We start from the raw sequence: 21,748 nt of genomic DNA on the forward strand, positions 1-21,748 counted from the left end.
TTTCAGACAACTAGAACACCTTAAATTGATTTCTTAACGCTGACTAAACTTAATTAGAATAGAGTGCTATATTATTGCAAGCAACTATTTTTGTAGCTAAATACAGAGAGTGATATGGATAGTGAGTTACTGAACAGATACCGCAATGCGATTACACATTTGCTAAATGAGCCAGCCGATGCGGGCTTGATGAAGCCTTTTATCAACGATTTAAAAAATTACTTAGGGAATATTACGTCTATTTCAACTGACTTAGATATGAATGACTGGAATGATGAAAATACATCCCAAGGCGTTGCAATTTCTCCCGTACAAGCAGCTAAATGCATAGAAGAAACTCTTCGTACGCAAATCTTTATGCAAGGTGTTAAACTCGCTATTGAAGAACGTTTAAAAGCAACGACTGATGATATTCATGTTCTTTATGCCGGTACAGGTCCTTATGGCACGTTACTTATTCCTTATTTAGGTCTTGCCACAAACTCACGTATAAAAGTCACACTCATTGACATTCATCCAGAAAACATCAGTGCAATTAAAAAGCTAGTAAAGCACTTTTCAATCACCCAAAACATTGTTGCAATTACGTGTGATGACGCAACTTGCTGGCAAGCGCCCCCCTCTCAGCAATTTGACATCATTATTTCAGAAACTATGACAGCGCTATTAAAGCGAGAACCTCAAGTGTTCATTTTCTCTCATTTATACCAATACCTGCATAATTCTGGCACCTTGATCCCACAAAATATTTCTTTAAAGGCATGGCTAACACCTTTTAAATCTTTAATGTCTGCAGAAGCTAATACTACAGATGACATACTCCTAAAAGAGTTTTATTGCTTAAACATCGACGAAGCAAGGCGTTTAAATGCAGGAGACGCATCTTCTTTCAAAGGTAATATGCTGATCCCAAATGGCGTTGATACTAATTACAGACTCAAACTAACAACCGACATTCAAGTATACAAACACCATAAACTAACGGAAAATCAATGTAGTTTAAATATACCGCTTATTTTTTTACCTCATGATGCGCAGCTTCGTGGCGGTGAAGCTATTCATTATGAATACATAACACCTAACAATGCAGACTTTATATTTACATTCCCAATAAAAAACACGATTAAAACGATGAATGAATTGGCAAGATTTACAGATCTCAATAACTTGGGATTGCCTGGTGTAAAGCGTATGTTTGAGCATGCGCAAGCAGCTAAATCCGGTCACCCTTTTAGTATTGCCGACGATGAATGGGCATTATGGACAGAGCTACTAGATTCATTAACGCTGCCGTACCATGAAACAACGGCAGCACTTTATCAAAGTCAACGTATTGAAGAATTTGAACATTGGCTAGTCACTAACAGTAATCTCAAATCATTATGACTATTAGCACTGAACACAATACAGATAAGCAGTTAACTGAGGTTGAAAATATTTTAGCCTTTCTTACTGATATAGGTATAAACCACCGGTATGAAACGTTAAACGAAAAGACTTTTTTACCTGGCCTTAAAATAGAACAAGGCACTTTATTACTTGATTTAGAAAAGCTGTTATACCCAGGTGATATTCTTCATGAAGCAGGTCATATTGCAGTTACCTCAGAAACGACAAGAACGTGTTTAACAGGAGATATGAAAAACCATGATCATCAAGCGGCCGAAGAAATGACCGCAATAGCTTGGTCATGGGCTGCAGCTTGCTATTTAAATATCGCCCCGAATATTTTATTTCATGAGCAGGGTTATAAAGGGGCATCTGATAACTTAATCGAGGCCTTTACCAACAGCACGGGTTTTGGTTACCCTCTTTTATATTCGTGGTTTATGTGTGAACAGCCAGACCACCCTAACGGTTATCCAAACATGTTAAGGTGGCTAAGAAATGACGCCTATACACAAACCCAGTTAAGCAAATTACAATAACGATTTTGGGAAATATACGTGCTTGATAATAACTTCACACCACAACAGCTAACAATGATCTGCAACGATCTGGCACAACTAAGATTAGTCGTCGATTTAAAACTTGCACCTAAAATGCCTAACTTTGCCAACAAGCCTTATCCGATAGGACGTTGCAGAGAAATTCGCGATGAAATGTTTGCATTATTACAAGCACAATTACCACACACAGATAAGCTCGGGCTCAGTTTATTAAAAGAATGCATTCACCAAGGTACTGATTTAAAAAAGGCCTGGGGATCACTACGAGATGAGTACTTTCAAAACGCGCTCATACTTGGACCTTGGTATATTGATGTTGCCAATGATACGGTGAACGCGAATAAACCTAGGGTTGAAATTCTGCCTCTTGCAACATCCAAATTTACGACAATTGAAAGTTTTACTCAATTTATAAAAATAGCGCGCCCATACTGGCAAGTTGAAATATACAAAAACAATGTATGCCCAGCGTTGGCACCTTATATGCCATTACTTTGCGTAGGCACTAATGGCGCTAGTTGGCTAGCCGCTGCTAACGATGACATGCTTAATGTGGCAATTAATAGTAATTTTGAAGAATCTAAACTCATTTTAAATGCTTTACCAAACCCACCCCCCTCTATTGTAAAGCGCTGGAAAGAGACGTTACTGCAATTCACCACTGAAGCTTATTTAACACACGAAGGCGATCCCATAGAATATTGTCGTCTTTATAGCCACAATACAACGAGCCCCAATCTCACTCAACGTGACGCCGCTGTAATTGCTTATTCATCGCTACCGAAAACTGTCTAGCTCTATAGCGTTAGCTTGGTTACTTTTTCGTATTTATAGGGTTTTTCTTTGTGTCAATACTAGGGCGTGTTGACCTTTCGTGATTAATTTTGCAGCAGACTATTTGGTATTTAGGCAAGGCAGAGCCTATGTCGTGTGGTTATTCCCCATAAATAGGCGATAACGCAGCATAAATGCCAAACATGCGCTGCCCTTTGGGTTCTTCCTAGGGACGATTAACTCTTTGTTACTCGGTTTTTACTTAGCCCACTCGATTACAAACCTCGCGCCGCGATTTAATCGCCCCTAGATTGAACAAATTTCAATCCACAAAGGTCAATACGCCCTAATAACTTCCACGACTTCAGTGTATTAATGAAGAAAAAATGAGTACAAATAATATTTCGTATCACAAAACTAATAAAATAATGCTATGGTATGTATATCGAGTATGACTTCAAGGAATGGATCATGGACCAAATAAGAGTACATGAGTATTTAATTAAAAAGCCACTTGTTCAAGTTACAAAACCATTTGCTCAAGAGGTTGACGTTTATAAAGTGAATCATAAAATGTTTGCCACCCTTGCCGTTGGCAACGATGGCGAAACGAATGACAATGGAGACCCTATTTGGTGGCTTAATTTAAAATGTGATCCCGATGAAGCACTTTCATTACGTGACATTTTTCCTGCGGTGATCCCAGGCTATCACATGAACAAACGCTTATGGAATACGGTTATTTTAGATGGCTCAATTCCTCAAGGTGAAATTGAACGTATGATTGATAATTCGTTTGATTTAGTTGTGCAGAATATGCCGGAGAAAGATCGCAACGCAATCGCAATCCATTTATAAAATTAAACGGGCTAGTTGCATACTAGCCCATTTAATTTTGATTATATATTAAGCGTATAAATAAGGTCATCATATAATTTATTAGCAATTGTGTGTGCTTGCAAAATTGTATCAGTCAATGTGAGTCCGCATTTACTTAATACATTTTCTGATCCTACATTTCCCCGAGTTACCACGGCTTTAAACTGTTTAATACCACACGCTTTTTGTGCCCATTCAATGACTGCTTTTAACGACTCTGTTGCATACCCTTTAGCGAAGTATTTTGGCAAGAATAAATACCCTAGCTCCGCAGTTGTTCCATCATAAGTAAAACCAGTAACACCTATCACTTGCTGCGTTTCATTATTTATAACAACAAAACATAACGGATGGCGCGAATTTGGATCCCACGTCGGTAAGCGTTGCTCAAATCGGTGCTTCACAAATGCGTCTTTTGGCTTATCAAAACAATATAAAAGCACGTCAGGCTCTTGATGAAGCTCTAAAAAAAGAGGCCAATCAGCTTGCGTGATTTGCCGCATACTGAGTCTTTCTGTAAATAACTGCATATATTTCCTTTTATGTTAATCGGCTTAAATATGGGGTCTATTTAGCGACGTTATGGGGTGATTTAATGCGATAGAATGATCATGTTTTTAATAAAATTTGTATTATACTAATCTGCTTATATATGGGGTCTATTTAACGTTAAGAAAATTACGCTAGAACTAGGCAAAAATTTTTGTATCTAGTTGTTCTAATTAAAAAATTTTTAACGACGTTATAGTGCAATTTAATTCGTTAAATCGATCAAAGATTTATGCAGTTTGGTATTACCTTATTAATATCACAGGTATAAAAAAACCGCATATAAAATGCGGTTTTTTTTTCAAACGGGTTAAATGTTATTTAGTGTCGCCTTTAACATCTTCAGCTGTAGTGGCTTGCTCTTGTGAAGACTCTTCAGACTCAACATCGGCTGTTTCAATCAACGCAGCTTCTGCTGGTTTATCACCATAAAACGTTGCGCCTGAGGCAGCCATTGCTACGAGTGATTCACATGGTTCAAAAATAACATTGCTGTTAGCCAGTGTAGACATTTCAGAGCTTATTTTGCTAGCGCCTAGTTTGTCCATATAGCTAAATGGGCCCCCTAAGAACGGAGGGAAACCAATGCCAAAAATAGCACCAATATCGCCATCACGTGGGCTTGCAATTATGCCATCATCTAAACAACGTACAGCTTCGTTAAGCATTTGTGCTACACAACGCTTAGCAATTTCACTTTTGTTTAAACGCGGTGTTGGCGTAACACCCAGTAGCTCATAAACTGACTCATCAACCTTTTTGCCTTTTTTATCGTATTCGTAAAAACCACGACCCGTTTTGCGGCCTAGGCGTTTTGAGTCAATCATACGGGTAAATGCATCTGGGCCTTTAAAACGCTCACCGAGTTCTTTTTCAAGAATTGGGGCAATTTTGGATCCAATATCAATACCTACTTCATCAAGCAGTGCCAACGGCCCTACCGGAAAACCGAACTCGACAAGGGCTGCATCAATTTTTTCAATTGGCTCGCCTGCAAGCATTAAGTTAGCGGCTTCGTTAAGATAAGGCGCTAATATACGGTTCACATAAAAACCAGCCATGTCTTTTACCACAATTGGCGTTTTACCTTGCTTACGTGCAAAATTTACCACGCGAGCAATGGTTTCTTGTGAAGTGCCTTCGTGTGGGATAATTTCCACTAACGGCATTTTCTCAACTGGCGAGAAGTAATGCAGGCCAATTACATTTTCAGGACGCGTTGCCTGCGCTGCAATTTGCGAAATAGGCAGTGATGACGTATTACTTGCAAAAATAGTGTTTGCTTGGCATTGCTGCTCTACATCAGCAACCATACCTTGCTTTAGTTCTAAATCTTCAAAAACCGCTTCAATCACTAAATCAATGTGCTTAAAGCCGCTGTAATCAGTTGTACCAGTAATACGGTTCATTGTTAACTGCATGTCTGATTTAGACATAATACGGCGTTTAAGGCGCTTATCTAAAATTTTATAGGTGTAGTTCATGGCATTGCTAATGCCTTGCTCTGCTACATCTTTAATGCGTACTGGTACTTTTGCTTTTACTGCACTTACATGTGCAATACCTGCGCCCATTAAACCACCGCCTAGTACGGCTGTTTTAGTAATGGCCGGTGCATCATCATTGCGCCACTCTTTTTTCATTTCCGTGGTGGCAAAGAAAATACCACGAAGCGCTTTAGATTCGTCACTCATTACCAGTGTGGCAAAGCCTTCGGCTTCGGTTTTGTACGCTTTTAGCTCATCAAGCTCTACGCTTGCACGTACCGCTTTAATAATCGCTAGCGGCGCTGGGTAATGCCCACCGGTTTTTTTCAGTACGTTTTCTTTCGCTTTTTTAAAGATAAAGTTACGACCAAACGGGTTTGACTCTAGCAGTTGACTAATTTTATCCAGCTTAGGCTCTTTAGCTTGTGGCTTTTTCTTGGCGGCAAATTCTTTTGCTACGTTTAAAAGTACACTGTGCGGTACACAATCATCAAGTACGCCTGCTTTTTTAGCTTGCTTAGGACGAATTTGCTTACCTGTAAGCATCCATTCAAGTGCTTTTTGAATGCCAACAATTTTAGTTAAACGCTGCGTACCACCGCCACCAGGCAATAGGCCAAGTTGCACTTCTGGTAAACCAATTTTTGTAATATCGCTATCTGAGCCTACGCGGTAATCACAGGCTAAAGCAAACTCTAAACCGCCACCAAGTGCAGCACCATGAATGGCACTAACTGTGGTATAAGGCAGTTTTGTCATATCAAAAAACGCTTGATGGCACAGCTCGCTAATTGCTAGCGCATCTTCACGTTTTTGTACGCTGTCGAGCATTTTTACATCGGCACCGGCGATAAAGTTATCACTTTTACCGCTAATAAATACCATGCCTTTTACAGCATGTTCTTTAGCTTGAGCCAATAACGCTTTTAAGTCATCCGCAAACGAATCGCGCAAGGTGTTCATTTTCTCACCCGGCACATCAATGGTCACTACGGCGATTTTATTTTCATCTACCGTTAAATTAAATACTGAATCAGTCATTACGCGCTCTCCAATACAAAGGCTGCACCTAAACCACCAGCAGCACAGGCTGTTGTTAATGCTAAACCGCCACCACGACGTTTAAGCTCGTATAAGCTTTGCGTAATTAAGCGAGCACCTGTTGCTGCAAATGGATGACCATATGCCAGTGAGCCGCCATTAACGTTAAACTTATCCATGTTAATTTCGCCAATTGCTTTGCTACGACCTAAATGCTCTTGCGCAAATTTGTCTGACGCAAACATTTTCATGTTAGCAAGTGTTTGTGATGCAAATGCTTCGTGCATTTCAATTAAATCTAAATCAGCAAGGGTAATGCCGGCTCTATCAAGTGCGATAGGCGTTGAATGAGCAGGACCCATTAGCATGTCTTTTTCAACACCAATGGCTGAAAACGCAAAACTACGTACGTAACCTAAAATTTCGTAACCCAGTGCTTTTGCTTTGCTTTCGCTCATCATCAGTACCGCTGCGGCACCATCTGTAAGTGGGGTTGCATTTGCAGCAGTTACTGAGCCATGTTGGCGGTCAAAAACAGGTTTAAGCTTTGCATAGCCTTCAACCGTTGAGTTTTTACGAATGTTATTATCTTCTGAGATAAAGCCTTTGTATGGCGGTAAATGCGCCGTCATTACTTCATCTTTTAATTTGCCATCGGCCCAGGCTTGAGTTGCAAGCGTATGAGAGCGATGCGCGAGTGCATCTTGATCTTCACGACTAATATTGTGCGTTTTAGCCATTTGCTCAGCAGTTTGCCCCATTGAAAGGCCTGTTGAGTACTCTGCAACCGCTGGCGGTACAGGTAGTAAATCTTTCAAACGCAGTTTTGAGAATATTTTTAAACGCTGACCAAGCGTGCGGGCTTTGTTTAAATCAACTAAGCTGCCTGCTAACTTTTTACTAACACCAATAGGAAGTACCGATGATGAATCTGCGCCACCTGCAATACCTACACTTACAGAGCCTGCCATAATAGATTCAGCTACATTGGCAATTGCCTGAAAACTAGTAGCACAAGCACGCGATACCGAATATGCATCAACTGATACAGGCATACCTGTACCCAATACAATTTCACGGGCAATATTAGGTGCTTCTGGCATTTGTATTACTTGTCCAAATACCAGTTGATCGATTTCTGATTTATCAAAATTTAGTCGTTCAAGCATCTCGTTTACGACTAACTTACCCATATCAAGTGCAGATATATGATGAAATGCAGTTGCTTGCTTAGCAAAAGGTGTACGTAAGCCGCTAACAATGGCAATACGATCGCCCTTTGGTGTTTTTAGTATATTTTGTTCAGACATTATGCTCTCCCGCTGACAGGTCTGACCTGTTTATTTTTCTCGATTCTAAACAACCCGTGTACTAAAGCCAATAGATAAACTGTAATTAATGCAAATGCAGCAATATAAATAATCCACAAGCCCGTAAAATCCGCTACAACCATATGCTTTTTTAAACGCATTTACAAAATTTTGTGATAGGCTAAAAATCATTAATAAATAACGAACTATTTTAAAAAATACAGTCTAACCCTTGAGTTACACAACTATAAACCTTATAAATAGGTCAGTATTTAACGCCTAAAACATTCAGGTATAAACCCAGCTGACGAGGAAAGTCGAAATTATTATGGCAGCTAACGCATTTTCACAATTAAAAACGTATTTAGATACACAAATTATTGGCCAGCCAGAGCTTACTCAAGCACTACTTATTGCAATTTTAGCCGATGGTCACTTATTAGTAGAGGGCCCTCCAGGGCTTGCCAAAACACGTGCTGTAAATGCACTGGCAAAAGGCATTGAAGGCTCGTTCCAGCGTGTACAATTTACACCAGACTTATTACCTGCCGATGTCACAGGTACCGATATTTACCGTCAACAAACCAGTGAGTTTGTATTTGAAAAAGGCCCTCTTTTTCATAACCTTATTTTAGCCGACGAAATTAACCGTGCTCCAGCAAAAGTACAATCAGCATTATTAGAAGCAATGGCAGAGCGCCAAGTCACTGTAGGTAAAAATACTTACCCACTTAGCGAACTGTTTCTAGTTATGGCAACGCAAAATCCGCTAGAGCAAGAAGGCACATACCCGCTACCAGAAGCCCAGTTGGATCGCTTTTTACTGCACCTTAGTATTGGCTACCCTGGTGCAGAGCACGAACTAGATATACTGCGTTTAACGCGTGGCGAAGCGCTTAACGAGCAACAACCGGTAATGCAAAAAATTAGTCAAAGCGATTTATTTGCAGCTCGTAAAGAAATACTAGCCCTGTATTTAGCTGAGCCGCTTGAGCAATATTTAGTGCAACTCATTATTGCCACCCGTGAAGGCGCTAAATTAGACGCGCAACTTGGTAGCTGGATTGAATTTGGTGCAAGCCCACGTGCAACGATTGCACTTGATAAATGTGCTCGCGCCCACGCATGGTTACAAGGCCGTGATTTTGTAGCCCCTGATGATATTCAAGCGGTTGTGCATAACGTACTGCGTCATCGCATTATTTTAAGTTACGAAGCGCAAGCCGATGGCATTACTAAAGATCAGGTAATAAGCCGTATAGTTGAACTTGTAGCCGTACCATAAGTCATGCAAAAACAATTAGAATCCCAAGCATGGCTCAAACAGAGCCATAGCCACGGTGTTAATTTAGCACTTAAAGAGTTGATGTATTACAAAGCCAAAGCGCAATTGCTTGAGCTTGCCCTTAAGGTAAAAATAAAAAATACCTTAACAGGGCAATATCTTGCGCCGCACAAAGGCCGAGGAATGGAATTTGCCGAAGTGCGACATTATCAGCAAGGTGACGATATTCGATCGATTGATTGGCGAGTCACTGCCCGTACCGGCGAAACACACACAAAGCTCTTTCAAGAAGAAAAAGAACGCCCTGTGTTTGTGTTTACTGATTTTTCGAACTCAATGCTGTTTGGCTCAAAGTTACTGTTAAAGTCAGTGCAAGCAGCGCACATAAGTGCCCTTGTTGCGTGGTCGGCGTGCCAGCGCGGCGATAGAATTGGCGGTATTGTGTTTAATCAGCATTCGCATTTAGAGCTTAAACCCAGTGCTCGCGAAAAAGCAGTCCTTAAGCTTTGCCATAATTTATGCGACAGCCACCAGCAAGCGCTCAACAATATCGATAAGGCAGCCACTAACAACTTTAGCGATAATCTAAAGCGCCTTAATCATTTAGCAAAGCCCGGCAGCTTAGTGTATTTAGTCTCTGACTTTAATGCCTTGGACGATGCCAGCTTTAAGCAACTTGAAATATTAAGTCGTCACTGTGAGCTGATTGGTTGCCATATAAGCGATCCGTTTGAGCATCAGTTACCTGCGTTTAAGCAAGCTGTTACAGTTAGTGCAAATGGTCAAGATTTTTCCCTGCCATTAATGGATAACAGCTTTAGAGAACGCTTTGCTAAAAATGCGGAACACGCATTTAGCACGCGCCTTAATCGCTTAACTAAATCAGGTCTTAATTTAATATCATTCAATGCAGCAACACCGCTTGAGCTGCAATTAGTGAGAAAATAACCATGCAAACCAATCCACTCGATGGACTGCACGACATAATAGCGCCAAGCCAAGTAAATTGGTGGCCACTCGCCCCCGCTTGGTGGGTTATTATTGCACTGCTGTTTTTAACACTGTGCACAGCTATTTATATATTTTACAAAAAACATAAATTTAAAAAGCCTAAACGCTATGCAATAGCATTAAGCCAAAGTGAGCAAAACCCTCAGCAACTGCATATTATTTTAAAACGTTTAGTGCTTGAGTATTACGACAAGCGCCTTGCTGCGCAACCTACTGCAAAATGGTGCACCACGCTTAATACGCTTACCGGTTTAAACTTTACAGAACAAGAAATACTAAGCTTGTATAACCCCAACCAAAAAGATACAACACTGTGCGAAAAATTTCGCCAAGGTATTAAACAATTTAAAGTAAAGGAGCCAGTCCATGTTTGAATTTAGCTGGCCATGGTTATTTTTATTACTCCCCTTGCCTTTGTTACTTTTACTATTAAAACCCGCTGCGAGTAACGCTAATACGCGTTTACGTATACCCAGTTTTGCAAAGCATAATTTAACCAGCCAAAGTATTGAGCCACAGTCGCGACGTTTAAATCCCCTCGAATGGATAATTTGGTTATTGCTTGTGACGGCTGCCGCCAATCCAACATGGTTAGATGAGCCAATTTCATTACCAAATGAAGGCCGCGATATAATGCTAGCGGTTGATTTATCAGGCTCTATGACCGAACAAGACATGGCTTACAATGGCCAATATGTTGACCGCCTTACTATGGTAAAAGCCGTACTCAGTGATTTTATAGAGCAGCGTCAAGGAGATAGGCTTGGGCTGATATTATTTGGCGATACCGCGTTTTTACAAACCCCGCTCACCCGCGACGTTAAAACAGTAAGTAAAATGCTCAGTGAAGCGCAAATTGGTTTAGTCGGGCGCGCCACAGCTATTGGTGATGCATTGGGTCTTTCGGTAAAACGTTTTGCCAATAAAGATAAAAGCAATCGTATTGTGGTGCTATTAACCGACGGACAAAACACCGCAGGTAACCTAAACCCCGAAGATGCCTTACTGCTAGCTCGCGAAGAAGGGATTAAAGTGTACACCATTGGCGTTGGCTCAGATAATCCGCGCGGCTTTAGCTTATTTAATATGGGTGGCTCTGGTGGCAGTAATTTAGATGAAAGCTTACTTAAAAAAATTGCCGAGCAAACTGGCGGATTATACTTTAGAGCGAAAGATGTAGCAGGCCTTCAACAAATTTACGCAGAGCTTGATAAGCTTGAACCTATTAGCGCGGATGAACAAACATTTCGCCCACAAAGCTCATTATTTTACTACCCGTTACTTATCGCTATTTTACTGATTAGCTTAAAAGTAATACTTAGTACACTGCGTGCATTGAAGGAGCCAAACTGATGGATTTTGAATTTATTCGCCCCGCTCTTCTATGGTTACTCATACCTGCTGTGGCATTATTTTTTGTTGCCTTAATTAAGCATAAAAAAACCACCAGTGAGCAGCTAATTGCACCGCATTTAGCACAATTTATAATGAGCGAAGCAAACACTAAAGCCAGCCAGCCACTTTGGCTTGTTGCATTATTTTGCAGCCTTGGCATTTTATTTAGTGCTGGACCTAGTTTTGAGAAAAAACAAGTTCCTGTATTTCAAAGTAAAAGTGCCCGTGTAATTGTTATGGACATGTCGTACTCGATGTACAGCACCGATATTTTACCAAATCGGTTAATGCAATCACGCTTTAAAGCGCTTGATATGATTGAACTATTCAAAGAAGGTGATACCGCGCTTGTCGCTTACGCAGGAACGGCCTATACAATATCGCCACTGACAAACGACGCTGCAACACTCAGCAACTTAATTCCAAGCTTAAGCCCTGAAATAATGCCTGACAAAGGCTCAAACGTTTTAGCCGGTCTTGATATGGCCAAAGAGCTATTAACGCAAGCGGGCTATATTGATGGCGACATTATTTTAGTGACTGACGGTATTGACCAACAAGAACAAAGCGACGTAAGTAGCTTTACCAGTAACACCCAATATAGATTAAATATATATGGCGTAGGGACCGCTCAAGGCGCTCCAATTAAGTTACCTGAAGGTGGTTTTTTGAAAGACAGATACGGCCAAATTGTAGTACCTACACTCAATGCCAACCAGCTTAAAAATTTAGCATCGAGCAGTGGTGGTAAATTTGCTAGTTACCAACCTAGTAATAACGACATAAGTACGTTTGCCCCAAATGCACAGAGTGAATTATTGAAAGACGAAAAACAAAGCCATGCGCTTTGGCGAATAGATGCAGGTATATACGGACTCTTGTTATTACTGCCATTTGGCTTGTATTTATTTAGACGCGCCGCCTTGTTAGGCGCATTTTTAGCTTTTGGCTTTTTACCGCAGCAAAATGCATATGCCGTAGAGCTCCCTACTCTTTTGAAAAATGCAGATCAACGTGCATTGCAGGCGTATAAAAATAAAGAATACGAGGCAGCAACACAGGCTCAATCGAGTGAGCTAAAAGGCGCTGCGCTTTATCAGCAAGGTAATTTTGATGCTGCACTTAATGAATTTAATAGTGATAAGTCGGCTACCGGTTTATACAACTACGGTAATGCCCTTGCCAAAGCTGGCAAGCTTGAGGACGCTATTGAAGCTTATAAACAAGCCCAAGCCTTACAAGATGACTTTACGCAAGCAGCCGATAACCAAGCCTTGGTTGAGCAATTACTAAATCAACAAGAGCAACAAAACCAGCAAGATCAGCAAAGCGACGGCGACGACTCTAAAGACCAAGATGATAGCCAGAAAAAAGATGATCAAAAGCAAGGACAAAATTCTGATGAGTCAAAGCAGGATCAGCAACAAAATGGTGATAAAAGCGACTCTGAAAAAGGCGAAAACGAAAGTCAGAGCCCGAGCGATGAAAAATCGGATAAAGAGCCTGAACAATCAAAAGATCAACAAGGCGAGCAATCAGACAAACAAAATGAACCTGATATGCAAGCCCAGCCACAAAGTGAACAAGGGCAAAATAAAGACGCTGAGCAACCCAAAAAAGACGAGCAGCAACAAAATAAGCCAAAGGCAATGAGTGAGCAACCTGCCACTGATGAGCAAAAACAAAATGCGCAGCAAGAGGCTATGCAAGCTCAAGCCAGTGAGCTCACTAATGAAGAAAAAGAAAAAGCCCAACAGATTAATCAATTACTTAGAAAAGTACCGGATGATCCGGCTATTTTATTACGGAATAAAATGCAATTAGAAGCCCAAAAAAGACAATATAAACGTCGCCCTACAGGAGTCGAAAAATCATGGTAATGCGATTATTTTGCTGTTTATTGCTGTTAAGTGCGATGCCTTTGTGGGCTGCCACCAAATTAGAAGCCAGCGTAAATAAAAACCCTGTGTTAGCGGGTGAGTTTTTTATGCTTAATATATCGGTAGATGATACCGTTAAAGGCGATCAGCCTGATACGTCAGCACTATTAAAAGACTTTGTGGTAGGACCGACTAGCTTAAGCTCGCGCACCAATATTGTTAACGGCAGTATAAATAAACAAACTACGTGGTCTGTAAAGTTAATGACCCGTGCAGAGGGCGATTACACAATCCCAGCATTTAGCGTTGCGGGGTTAACCTCACAGCCTATTAAACTAAAAGTGGCAAAACGCTCTGTTGATGCAGATAAAAATAACGAAATATTTTTAAAAACGTCGCTCTCGAGTAATTCATTATTTGTGCAAGAAGCCGGTGTCTATACTGTTAAACTTTATCTGGCGAAAGAACTACTTGATGGCAGTTTAAGCACACCAAGTATGGAAGACGCTCAGCTGACCCAATTAGGTAAACAAAAAGAGAGTTATGAACTTGTTGACGGTAAACGCTACCTCGTTATTACTCGAGAGTATTTGATCCAGCCGCAAAAAAGTGGCGCTTACACAATTGCGGGCCCTGCTTTTCAAGGTCGAGTACAACAAAATTACCGACAATTAGAAGTGTCGGCCCTTGGCGACGATCAGCAACTAGAGATCAAACCCATTCCAAGTGATTATAAAGGTGCGTGGTTACCAAGTGAGCTAGTTAACCTTAACGAAGAGTGGCAGCCTAACGATAATACCGTCGAAGTAGGTACACCTATCACACGAACAATTACACTGACCGCACTTGGTGTCACAAAAGAGCAATTACCTGAAATTTCTATGCCCACCATTGATGGCATACGTAGTTACCCTGATAAAAAAGAAAATAACAATGCAGTACGTGATGGTCGAGTTGTATCGCAACAAACTGCTTCGTATGCGTTGCTACCACAAAAACCGGGGACTTACACCCTGCCTGAAATAAAGCTACCTTGGTTTAATACAAAAATGAATCGTATTAGCATGGCTACACTCCCAGCGCGAACAGTGACTGTAATACCAAGCAGTAATGCCATTAGCCCGGCAATAAATAACAGCCAGCAAAATGTAAATACGCTAGCTCCTGCGCCAAATAACAATGTAAACGTCTCACATACACAATCAGTGCAAGTACAAAATCAAACGCCTCTATGGCTTATTATTGTTGCAGTATTGGGTTATGTTTTATGGATTGCGACTGTGATGTTTTATTGGTTTAACCGTTCTACTAAAAACACCATAAAAAAATCACAGCCTACTGCAAGCACCATTAATCAACCTAGTTTAAAAAAGCTGGTTGCAGCCGCAAAATTAAACGACAATAAAGCATTTTATAATGAGCTTAATAATTATGCAGTGCAGATTACAAATAAAAATGTGGGTTCAATCGATGCATTACGCGACGCTGTAAATGACAGCCAATTAGATAGCCATATTGCCCAACTACAGGCACAACTTTATAGTAATAAAGCTACAAGCTGCGAGCTTAATGCTATCATTAAAATTCTTGAGAAATATCAAGCTCAAGCATCAAAGTCGCAACAACCTGTATTAAAAGATCTTTATAAATAATTACTACGATACTCAGGTCTTCTTTTGCAATAAATTATAATTTTTAATAAAAAAGTACTTATGCTTGGAAAGAAAAAATCAAACAATCAGGTCTTAATTAATATGGTAGAGAAACAAAAACGCTATGAAGCCTTGGTGCACGTTTACAATAAGGAGCTTTATCGCTTTGCTTATTGGTTGTGCCGAGATCCGCACATAGCAGATGATTTAGTCCAAGAAACGTTTTTACGTGCTTGGCGTTCACTTGACTCTTTGCTTGACCAAAAAGCAGCTAAACCATGGCTACTGACTATATTACGCAGAGAAAATGCACGCAGATTTGAACGTAAACAGTTTGATTACAGCGACGTAGAAAACGACACGCTTGTTGATGAAACCAGCCATTCATTAGACGATGAAATGGAACAAACGGTAATTCAACGTCAAATTGCACTATTGTCAGATGAATACCGTGAGCCATTATTATTACAAGTTGTAATGGGGTGCTCTGGTGAAGAAATTGCAGACATACTCGATTTAAATAAAAACACGGTAATGACTCGTTTATACCGTGCTAGAAATCAACTTAAAGAGGCCTTAAGCCGTGATGATGAACAACTTAAAGGGGCATCAAAATAATGGATGAACTTGAGTTTCGTCGCCGCACTATTGCGCAGCCAAACGACATTGATAAGGAGCTTATGGAGTTTGCCGACAATAACCCAGAGCGACAAAGTTTTATTAACGACATGAAAGAATTTGATCAATATATCCAAGATGCGCTTGATATACCTGTGCCTGAAAATCTTGCGGATCGCATTCTTTTAAACACATCATTAAAAGAAAAAGCGTTGCAAGATGAACAAGCAGCTGGTGACAATGTAGTAGATGCCCGCTCGCGATTTAAATTTGATCGCGTACATCTTGCATTAGCGGCATCATTTTTCGTCGCTATTGGTGCATTTTTTATGAGTACAGAGCAAAATATTGCCCACGAAGCAGGTGAACATGCCCTCGCCCACGTGTACTACGAAATTAATGCACTTGATAAGAAAGAACCGATTAGCTTGCAAAGCGTTAACGACAAGCTCGCTGTTTTAGGCGGTCATATCGAAGAGCTACCAGGTGCAATAACCTATGCGATGTTTTGCGATTTTAAAGGTGAAAAAGGCTTACATTTAATTTTTGAATCTGACTTTGGTCCTATGACTGTATTTATAGTGCCTTCTGAAAATAAGTCATTTGGCTTTGGCGATGATAATTTTCGTGATGAGCGTTTTGAAGGTCATATCAATCGAGGCTCACAAGCAGATACTATTTTAGTGGCAAGTGTTGGAGCTCCTCTCAATATTTATAACGAACGCGTTACAGGCGCCATTCGCTGGCTTTAAAACAAACAAATTCACCGCTTAGTTTTTACTGAGCGGTTTTTTATTAAGTAACATCTAATAAATTCTTCCTTTTATACTTAAAACCTCTGATTTTTAAAGTAATTAATTAAATTCCTCATGAAAGTAAATTATAATCGCGGCTCGATTAAAATTAAGGATTTTCATGAAAAACATCATCGTTATTTTTTCACTATTGGCATTATTATGTACTGCCAGTTTTGATGTACAGGCACGTAAAAAGTTTGGCAGCAGTAAACGCGGAAAAACGCCTGCAACACAACAAACAGCGCAAAAACAAAAAGCCGATACAACAACCCCAACGGCTGCACCTAAAGCTAAATCAAATAAAAAAGGCATTATGGCTGGTGTACTTGGTGGGCTCTTAGCTGGTGGCTTAATTGCAGCTATGCTAGGCGACAATTTTGAAGGTTTTCAGTTGCTAGAAATGATTTTATTAGCCGGTGGACTCTTTATTTTATTCAAATTAATAACAGGCTTTTTACGTGCTAATCGTGCACCGCAACTTGCAGATGGTAAGCTTGCAGGTACAAGTGCTCAGCAAAATGCGTTTAAACAAGCGCCTATAGAGCAAACGACAAGTACAGGCTTTGCAAGCAACGCACCACAAGCCCCAGATGTTCCTTTTAATTTACCATCTAACTTTGACGTAAATGGTTTTTTACAAGGTGCCCGTAGTCATTACCATACGCTACAAACTGCCTGGAATAATGCTGATTACACCACAATGGCTGAATACTTGAGCCCTGAACTTGTTGCCGAGTTTACAACTGAGCGTGAAGCCATAGAAAACGTAGACACTGAAGTTATGTTTATTGATGCTGAGCTTGTCCGTGCAGATACTAATGCCAATTTATGGCAAATGAGTGTTCGCTTTAGCGGGAAGTATCGTGATTTAGGCGATAAAAAAGAGCAGCCTATCTTAGAAATTTGGCACTTAGAGCGTGAGCTCGCAGATGATGCGCCTTGGTTAATTGTAGGTGTTGAAGATTTAATTGATAAATAATTTTCGTTAATTACCCGAACTAGGGTTAAATATAAAAGCGATACTGTTAATTTAATGCTTCCTCATTAATTAAAAATAGCTCAATAATGAGGGAGCATTAACTTTATACGATTACTATTATTTACATACAGCAGCAACCGCATTAGCAAAGTAATCAATATTTGCTTTACTAACACCCGCTATATTTACGCGGCTAGAGCCAACAATATAAATTGCGTATTCTTTTTGCAGGCGAGCAATTTGCTCTTTATTAATACCTAAGAAAGAAAACATACCGTTTTGGCGCTCAATAAATGAAAAATCTTGAGCGATGTCTTTAGTCGCTAGCGTTTCTTTGATCAGGCTACGTAAACCGTTAATACGGTTTCGCATTTCATCAAGCTCAGAATGCCACATTTGTGTCAGTTCTGTGCTGCTCAAAATAGTATTTACTATGTCTGCACCATGCGCTGGCGGCATTGAATAAATGCTACGAACGACACTTAGCATTACCGAGTTTGAAATATCAGCCGCTGCGCTGTCTTTTGCAATAAGTGAGCAGGCACCAATACGTTCACGATATAAGCCAAAGTTTTTAGAGCATGAAGAACAAATAATAAGCTCTTCAACCGCATTAGCTAAAATACGCAAACCGCGTGCATCTTCTTCAAGTGATGCGCCAAAGCCTTGGTATGCAATATCAATAAGCGGTGTAAAGCCAACATCTTTTGCTAGTTCAGCGACTATATTCCACTGTGTTTCACTTAAATCCATGCCACTTGGGTTATGACAACATGCATGAAGTAAAACAACATCACCTTTAGGCACTTGCTTTAGGGTATTGATCATTTCATCAAATAATAGATCTTTATTTTCATAGTCGTAATATGGGTATTCTTTTACCGTTAAGCCTGCGGCTTCAAATAAACTAATGTGATTGGCCCATGTAGGGTTAGTAACCCATATCGTTGCTTTTGCATTGCAACGAGCAATAAATTCAGCAGCAACACGCAGTGCACCAGTTCCACCAGGAGCCTGTGCTGTACGTACGCGATTAGCTAGCAACGCTTGATGCTCGCCTAATAGTAACTGCTCCATTTTTTGACAATAATCTAAATTACCCGCTAAACCGATATAAGACTTGCTGATTTCATTTTCGAGACGAAATGCTTCTGCTTTTTTTACCGATTTAAGAACCGGTGTATTGCCTTGCTCATCTTTATAAACACCTACGCCTAAATCTATTTTATTAGGATTCGTATCTTGTTTATATGCAGCCATAAGGCCAAGAATAGGGTCGGTTGGTAATGGTTTTAATACTGAGAACATTGGCTATCTCTTATCGTTATTTAGGGGTTAGCTGTTAGGCTAAGCTTAACATAAAAGCCCGTCACATTGACTAGTGTTATTTACACTAAAAAGTGAGGAATTTTAATACAGCATGCGATTAGCACTGCAAGCGCTTTCTCATCAAAAAAATCATTATTAAATGCTTCTGCATCAATGATACCAACACAGTCATTTTGAAGATTAAACAAAGGCAAACACACTTCAGACTTAACTTTTGGATCGCACGTATAATACTCACCACCTTGAGCTAAGTATTGTTCAACATTATTTATAACACGTCCTTTGTTAGACAATGCAACTTGCACATTATTGCTACCAGTGGCAAATGCTTGTGTTAACGGAAATAATGGTCGACTTGGTGCCCCGTGATAGGCTAGTTTTAATAACTGCTTACCTTCACTTGTGTTTGTTGATTGATAAATACCGTACCAATCCACGCCCGTTTGTAATTCAATATAACTCACTATACTTTGTAAATTAGCCAGCTTACGCTGTGTTTGCTCATTGCTTTTAATATAATCCGTTAATTTGAATGGCTCATCCTGTAAATAACCAAATAAGCTGCATGCACCGCCCTCGCCAAGTTCCGGTATTTGGTACTGCCAACGAACATCAGGTAAAGCTGTATTTTTGAGGTGTTGTTCAAGCTTCTCAAGCTCTGCTGAAATCAGCGTAGGATTAACACTTAGTTGTGCTTTATTTAAATAAGAGGAAATCATTTGGCCATCCATACATCTATAGTGAAGGGATAATAGCATGGATATTTTTACAGAGCTAGCTCAACTTATAGCACATTTCCACTTGGTTCCCACTGGCATTATAAGTGACCTTTTCAGCTATTTCTTCAAGCAATGATAATCCTCGGCCGAATTCATTATTGCTAGCTTCCAGCTCATCAGCTTTACTAATAAAGCCGCGTCCTGAATCACAAATGATAAAGTATAAACTCAAGGTCTCTGGGCAATAACGCATATCAATAATAATCATTGCATCGCTGAGCTTCGCTAGTGCTTTTTCTCGCATTTCGTAATACTTAAAAAAACCATCTTCTTGATGCTTAACATTAGAATCAAGACCCAATACACCATGATCAAGCGCATTATTATAAGCCTCAGAGAGAAGTAAAAATATATTTGAACGATGCGCTTTTAGCCCGCCCACACTGCTTAAAATATTCACTAAATCATAAACAGGATCGGTTTGTTTTATTTGTTTGGCATTTAAGCTTAATGATAAATTAAAAGCTAATGTCGAAAACACTTCTATCGATTGCTTTTCTGCCGTCAACGGTAAGCAATTGAGCAAAACAATACTTACATCATCTTGTTGTACATTACCTTGTGCAAATTCACTGACGTCATCAACTATATTTTTACAGCTGATCATGTGCCTACTCTTTAATATATCTAAAAAGCGCTCTTCGCCAAAAAATTCGTCGCCTTTATTCGCAGTTTCGATAATGCCATCAGTTGCTAGTGCAAGGCGCATTTGCTGGTTTGTTTCAAAATGAATAACACCATGCTCAAACTCATCTTCATCCAAAATACCCAATGCCATATGCTGGGATTCTAGTCGTTGTTTAACACACCCTTCTTTATCAATTAGGTACGCATCTGGTAGGCCTCCCAGCCATGCTGATATGCTTTTTCCTGAGGCACTAAGTTCTATAATTGTGGCTGCACAAAACATGTGTCCGGGTAATAAATTATAAAGCAGAGTGTTGAGCTCACTTGCAATATCATTAACCGCCATGCCTTTTTGTACCATGGAGTAAAATACGTGAGAAGCTGGTAACGCACCAATAGCAGCAGCAAGGCCATGTCCAGTAAAGTCGCCAAGCATACAATATAAATTACCAATTGGGCTTTGTGCGACTAAAAACATATCCCCATTAAACATAGAGGCAGGAGAGAGGTTAAAATCAAGATGTTGCTTAAACTTATCCTGATTTTCTAACGAATTATTAAAAATATGCTCAATTATTTCATGTTCACGCTCTATCTGGTTATGGTGATATTGGAGCATTTTTTTTTGTTGATTCGCTTTTTGGCTAAGCTCTCGAGTGCGATTATGCGCTTTGATTTTTGCGTGTAATATAACTTTATCGAAGGGTTTATGAATAAAATCATCACCCCCAACCTCCAAACAACGCTCAAAACTTGCTTGGTCGTCTAACGAGGTGATAAAAATAATTGGTAAGTATACTTCGTTAAAACGCTGTTTAATCAACTGCGCAGCTTCAAAACCGTCCATCACTGGCATTAAAACATCGAGTAAAACAACATCAATCTCGTTTTTTTCTAATACATTTAATGCTTCAAGCCCATTATGAGCCATCGATATTTTATAACCTTCTTGCTCTAGCATCTTACTAAGTAAAATGTGATTAAGCGTTTGGTCGTCAACAATGAGCACATGGATCATTAGCTAATATCAAATTTTTTATCGAAACGTGAGATCTGTAATATTTTCCTTAATTGTGGTTGGCAGTTACTTATTTGAATAGTGCTAACTTGGCTTTCTATTGTTTTTCTCATATTTAATAACATGCCAAGGGCTGAGCTATCCATATACTCTGTTTCTCTTAAATCAATAACAACTTTAATAATACTCTCATTTATTTGCGCATAGGCTTGTCGAAAAGACTGCACTAAATTAAAGTCAAATTTACCCTTAATTTGTATTGTTAAAGTAGTGCCATCAATAGACTCATTTTTAGTTAAACTCATCTTAAGCTCTCAATAGTATTTCCTTTGAACTAAATATAACCTGTTAAAAGTAATTAGCAAAAATAAAAACACACAAGCGCAAAT

General features: G+C 39.8%; 20 protein-coding genes. 13 read left to right on the forward strand and 7 right to left on the reverse strand.

The window, feature by feature from the left end; all coding sequences use genetic code 11:
• Nucleotides 1-114 precede the first annotated feature (114 nt).
• The 4 genes from PALI_RS09970 (at nt 115) to PALI_RS09985 (ending at nt 3,581) form a co-directional block, all read left to right on the forward strand.
• The gene (locus PALI_RS09970) at nt 115-1,386 is read left to right on the forward strand and encodes an SAM-dependent methyltransferase (RefSeq protein WP_193155730.1); all 1,272 of its coding nucleotides are present in this window, start codon (nt 115-117) and stop codon (nt 1,384-1,386) included.
• On the forward strand, nt 1,383-1,928 hold the full coding sequence (locus PALI_RS09975) for a hypothetical protein (RefSeq protein ID WP_138584009.1): 546 nt from the start codon (nt 1,383-1,385) through the stop codon (nt 1,926-1,928). Before PALI_RS09970 ends, PALI_RS09975 begins: the two co-directional genes overlap by 4 nt.
• Before the next feature lie 18 nt (nt 1,929-1,946).
• Nucleotides 1,947-2,744, forward strand: a complete 798-nt coding sequence (locus PALI_RS09980) for a hypothetical protein (RefSeq protein WP_193155731.1) — start codon at nt 1,947-1,949, stop codon at nt 2,742-2,744.
• A gap of 450 nt (nt 2,745-3,194) precedes the next feature.
• Nucleotides 3,195-3,581, forward strand: coding sequence for an MmcQ/YjbR family DNA-binding protein (locus PALI_RS09985; protein ID WP_077538566.1), 387 nt, complete (start codon nt 3,195-3,197; stop codon nt 3,579-3,581).
• A gap of 41 nt (nt 3,582-3,622) precedes the next feature.
• Here the strand turns inward: PALI_RS09985 and PALI_RS09990 are convergent, their stop codons facing one another.
• From PALI_RS09990 to fadI, 3 genes are all read right to left on the reverse strand, one after another.
• The gene (locus PALI_RS09990; protein WP_193155732.1) at nt 3,623-4,132 is read right to left on the reverse strand and encodes a GNAT family N-acetyltransferase; all 510 of its coding nucleotides are present in this window, start codon (nt 4,130-4,132) and stop codon (nt 3,623-3,625) included.
• A gap of 336 nt (nt 4,133-4,468) precedes the next feature.
• Complete coding sequence (gene fadJ / locus PALI_RS09995) at nt 4,469-6,679, reverse strand: fatty acid oxidation complex subunit alpha FadJ (RefSeq protein WP_193155733.1); 2,211 nt, start codon at nt 6,677-6,679, stop codon at nt 4,469-4,471.
• Nucleotides 6,679-7,989 carry an acetyl-CoA C-acyltransferase FadI gene (gene fadI / locus PALI_RS10000; RefSeq protein WP_077538572.1) on the reverse strand — a complete coding sequence of 437 codons (1,311 nt, stop codon included), beginning with the start codon at nt 7,987-7,989 and terminating at the stop codon, nt 6,679-6,681. The genes fadJ and fadI overlap by 1 nt, the downstream gene beginning before the upstream one ends.
• Before the next feature lie 328 nt (nt 7,990-8,317).
• On the opposite strand from fadI, the gene PALI_RS10005 reads away from it, so the two are divergent.
• From PALI_RS10005 to PALI_RS10045, 9 genes are all read left to right on the forward strand, one after another.
• Nucleotides 8,318-9,274 (forward strand): AAA family ATPase, encoded by a 957-nt coding sequence (locus PALI_RS10005; protein WP_193155734.1) that lies wholly within the window; start codon nt 8,318-8,320, stop codon nt 9,272-9,274.
• 3 nt (nt 9,275-9,277) lie between these two features.
• Nucleotides 9,278-10,222: a DUF58 domain-containing protein gene (locus PALI_RS10010; protein WP_193155735.1), complete on the forward strand. Its 945-nt coding sequence runs from the start codon at nt 9,278-9,280 to the stop codon at nt 10,220-10,222.
• Between the two features lie 2 nt (nt 10,223-10,224).
• On the forward strand, nt 10,225-10,659 hold the full coding sequence (locus tag PALI_RS10015; protein ID WP_193155736.1) for a DUF4381 domain-containing protein: 435 nt from the start codon (nt 10,225-10,227) through the stop codon (nt 10,657-10,659).
• Nucleotides 10,652-11,638, forward strand: coding sequence for a vWA domain-containing protein (locus PALI_RS10020; protein ID WP_193155737.1), 987 nt, complete (start codon nt 10,652-10,654; stop codon nt 11,636-11,638). The genes PALI_RS10015 and PALI_RS10020 overlap by 8 nt, the downstream gene beginning before the upstream one ends.
• Nucleotides 11,638-13,560 (forward strand): VWA domain-containing protein, encoded by a 1,923-nt coding sequence (locus PALI_RS10025; RefSeq protein WP_193155738.1) that lies wholly within the window; start codon nt 11,638-11,640, stop codon nt 13,558-13,560. The genes PALI_RS10020 and PALI_RS10025 overlap by 1 nt, the downstream gene beginning before the upstream one ends.
• Nucleotides 13,554-15,212, forward strand: coding sequence for a BatD family protein (locus PALI_RS10030; RefSeq protein WP_193155739.1), 1,659 nt, complete (start codon nt 13,554-13,556; stop codon nt 15,210-15,212). Before PALI_RS10025 ends, PALI_RS10030 begins: the two co-directional genes overlap by 7 nt.
• Nucleotides 15,213-15,272: 60 nt before the next feature.
• A complete protein-coding gene (locus PALI_RS10035) occupies nt 15,273-15,830 on the forward strand; it encodes a sigma-70 family RNA polymerase sigma factor (RefSeq protein ID WP_077538584.1) in 558 nt (185 codons plus the stop codon).
• On the forward strand, nt 15,830-16,582 hold the full coding sequence (locus tag PALI_RS10040; RefSeq protein WP_193155740.1) for a DUF3379 family protein: 753 nt from the start codon (nt 15,830-15,832) through the stop codon (nt 16,580-16,582). Before PALI_RS10035 ends, PALI_RS10040 begins: the two co-directional genes overlap by 1 nt.
• A 163-nt stretch (nt 16,583-16,745) precedes the next feature.
• Nucleotides 16,746-17,606 (forward strand): Tim44 domain-containing protein, encoded by an 861-nt coding sequence (locus PALI_RS10045; protein ID WP_193155741.1) that lies wholly within the window; start codon nt 16,746-16,748, stop codon nt 17,604-17,606.
• A gap of 117 nt (nt 17,607-17,723) precedes the next feature.
• Here PALI_RS10045 and PALI_RS10050 read toward each other — a convergent pair whose 3' ends face one another.
• The 4 genes from PALI_RS10050 to PALI_RS10065 form a co-directional block, all read right to left on the reverse strand.
• On the reverse strand, nt 17,724-18,914 hold the full coding sequence (locus PALI_RS10050) for an amino acid aminotransferase (protein WP_182703112.1): 1,191 nt from the start codon (nt 18,912-18,914) through the stop codon (nt 17,724-17,726).
• A gap of 80 nt (nt 18,915-18,994) precedes the next feature.
• Nucleotides 18,995-19,654 (reverse strand): GAF domain-containing protein, encoded by a 660-nt coding sequence (locus PALI_RS10055; RefSeq protein WP_182703111.1) that lies wholly within the window; start codon nt 19,652-19,654, stop codon nt 18,995-18,997.
• 55 nt (nt 19,655-19,709) lie between these two features.
• The gene (locus PALI_RS10060) at nt 19,710-21,359 is read right to left on the reverse strand and encodes a fused response regulator/phosphatase (protein ID WP_193155742.1); all 1,650 of its coding nucleotides are present in this window, start codon (nt 21,357-21,359) and stop codon (nt 19,710-19,712) included.
• Nucleotides 21,359-21,664 (reverse strand): STAS domain-containing protein, encoded by a 306-nt coding sequence (locus PALI_RS10065; RefSeq protein ID WP_077538596.1) that lies wholly within the window; start codon nt 21,662-21,664, stop codon nt 21,359-21,361. Before PALI_RS10065 ends, PALI_RS10060 begins: the two co-directional genes overlap by 1 nt.
• Between the last annotated feature and the right edge of the window lie 84 nt (nt 21,665-21,748).

The organism is Pseudoalteromonas aliena SW19 (assembly GCF_014905615.1).
Lineage (GTDB): Bacteria > Pseudomonadota > Gammaproteobacteria > Enterobacterales > Alteromonadaceae > Pseudoalteromonas > Pseudoalteromonas aliena.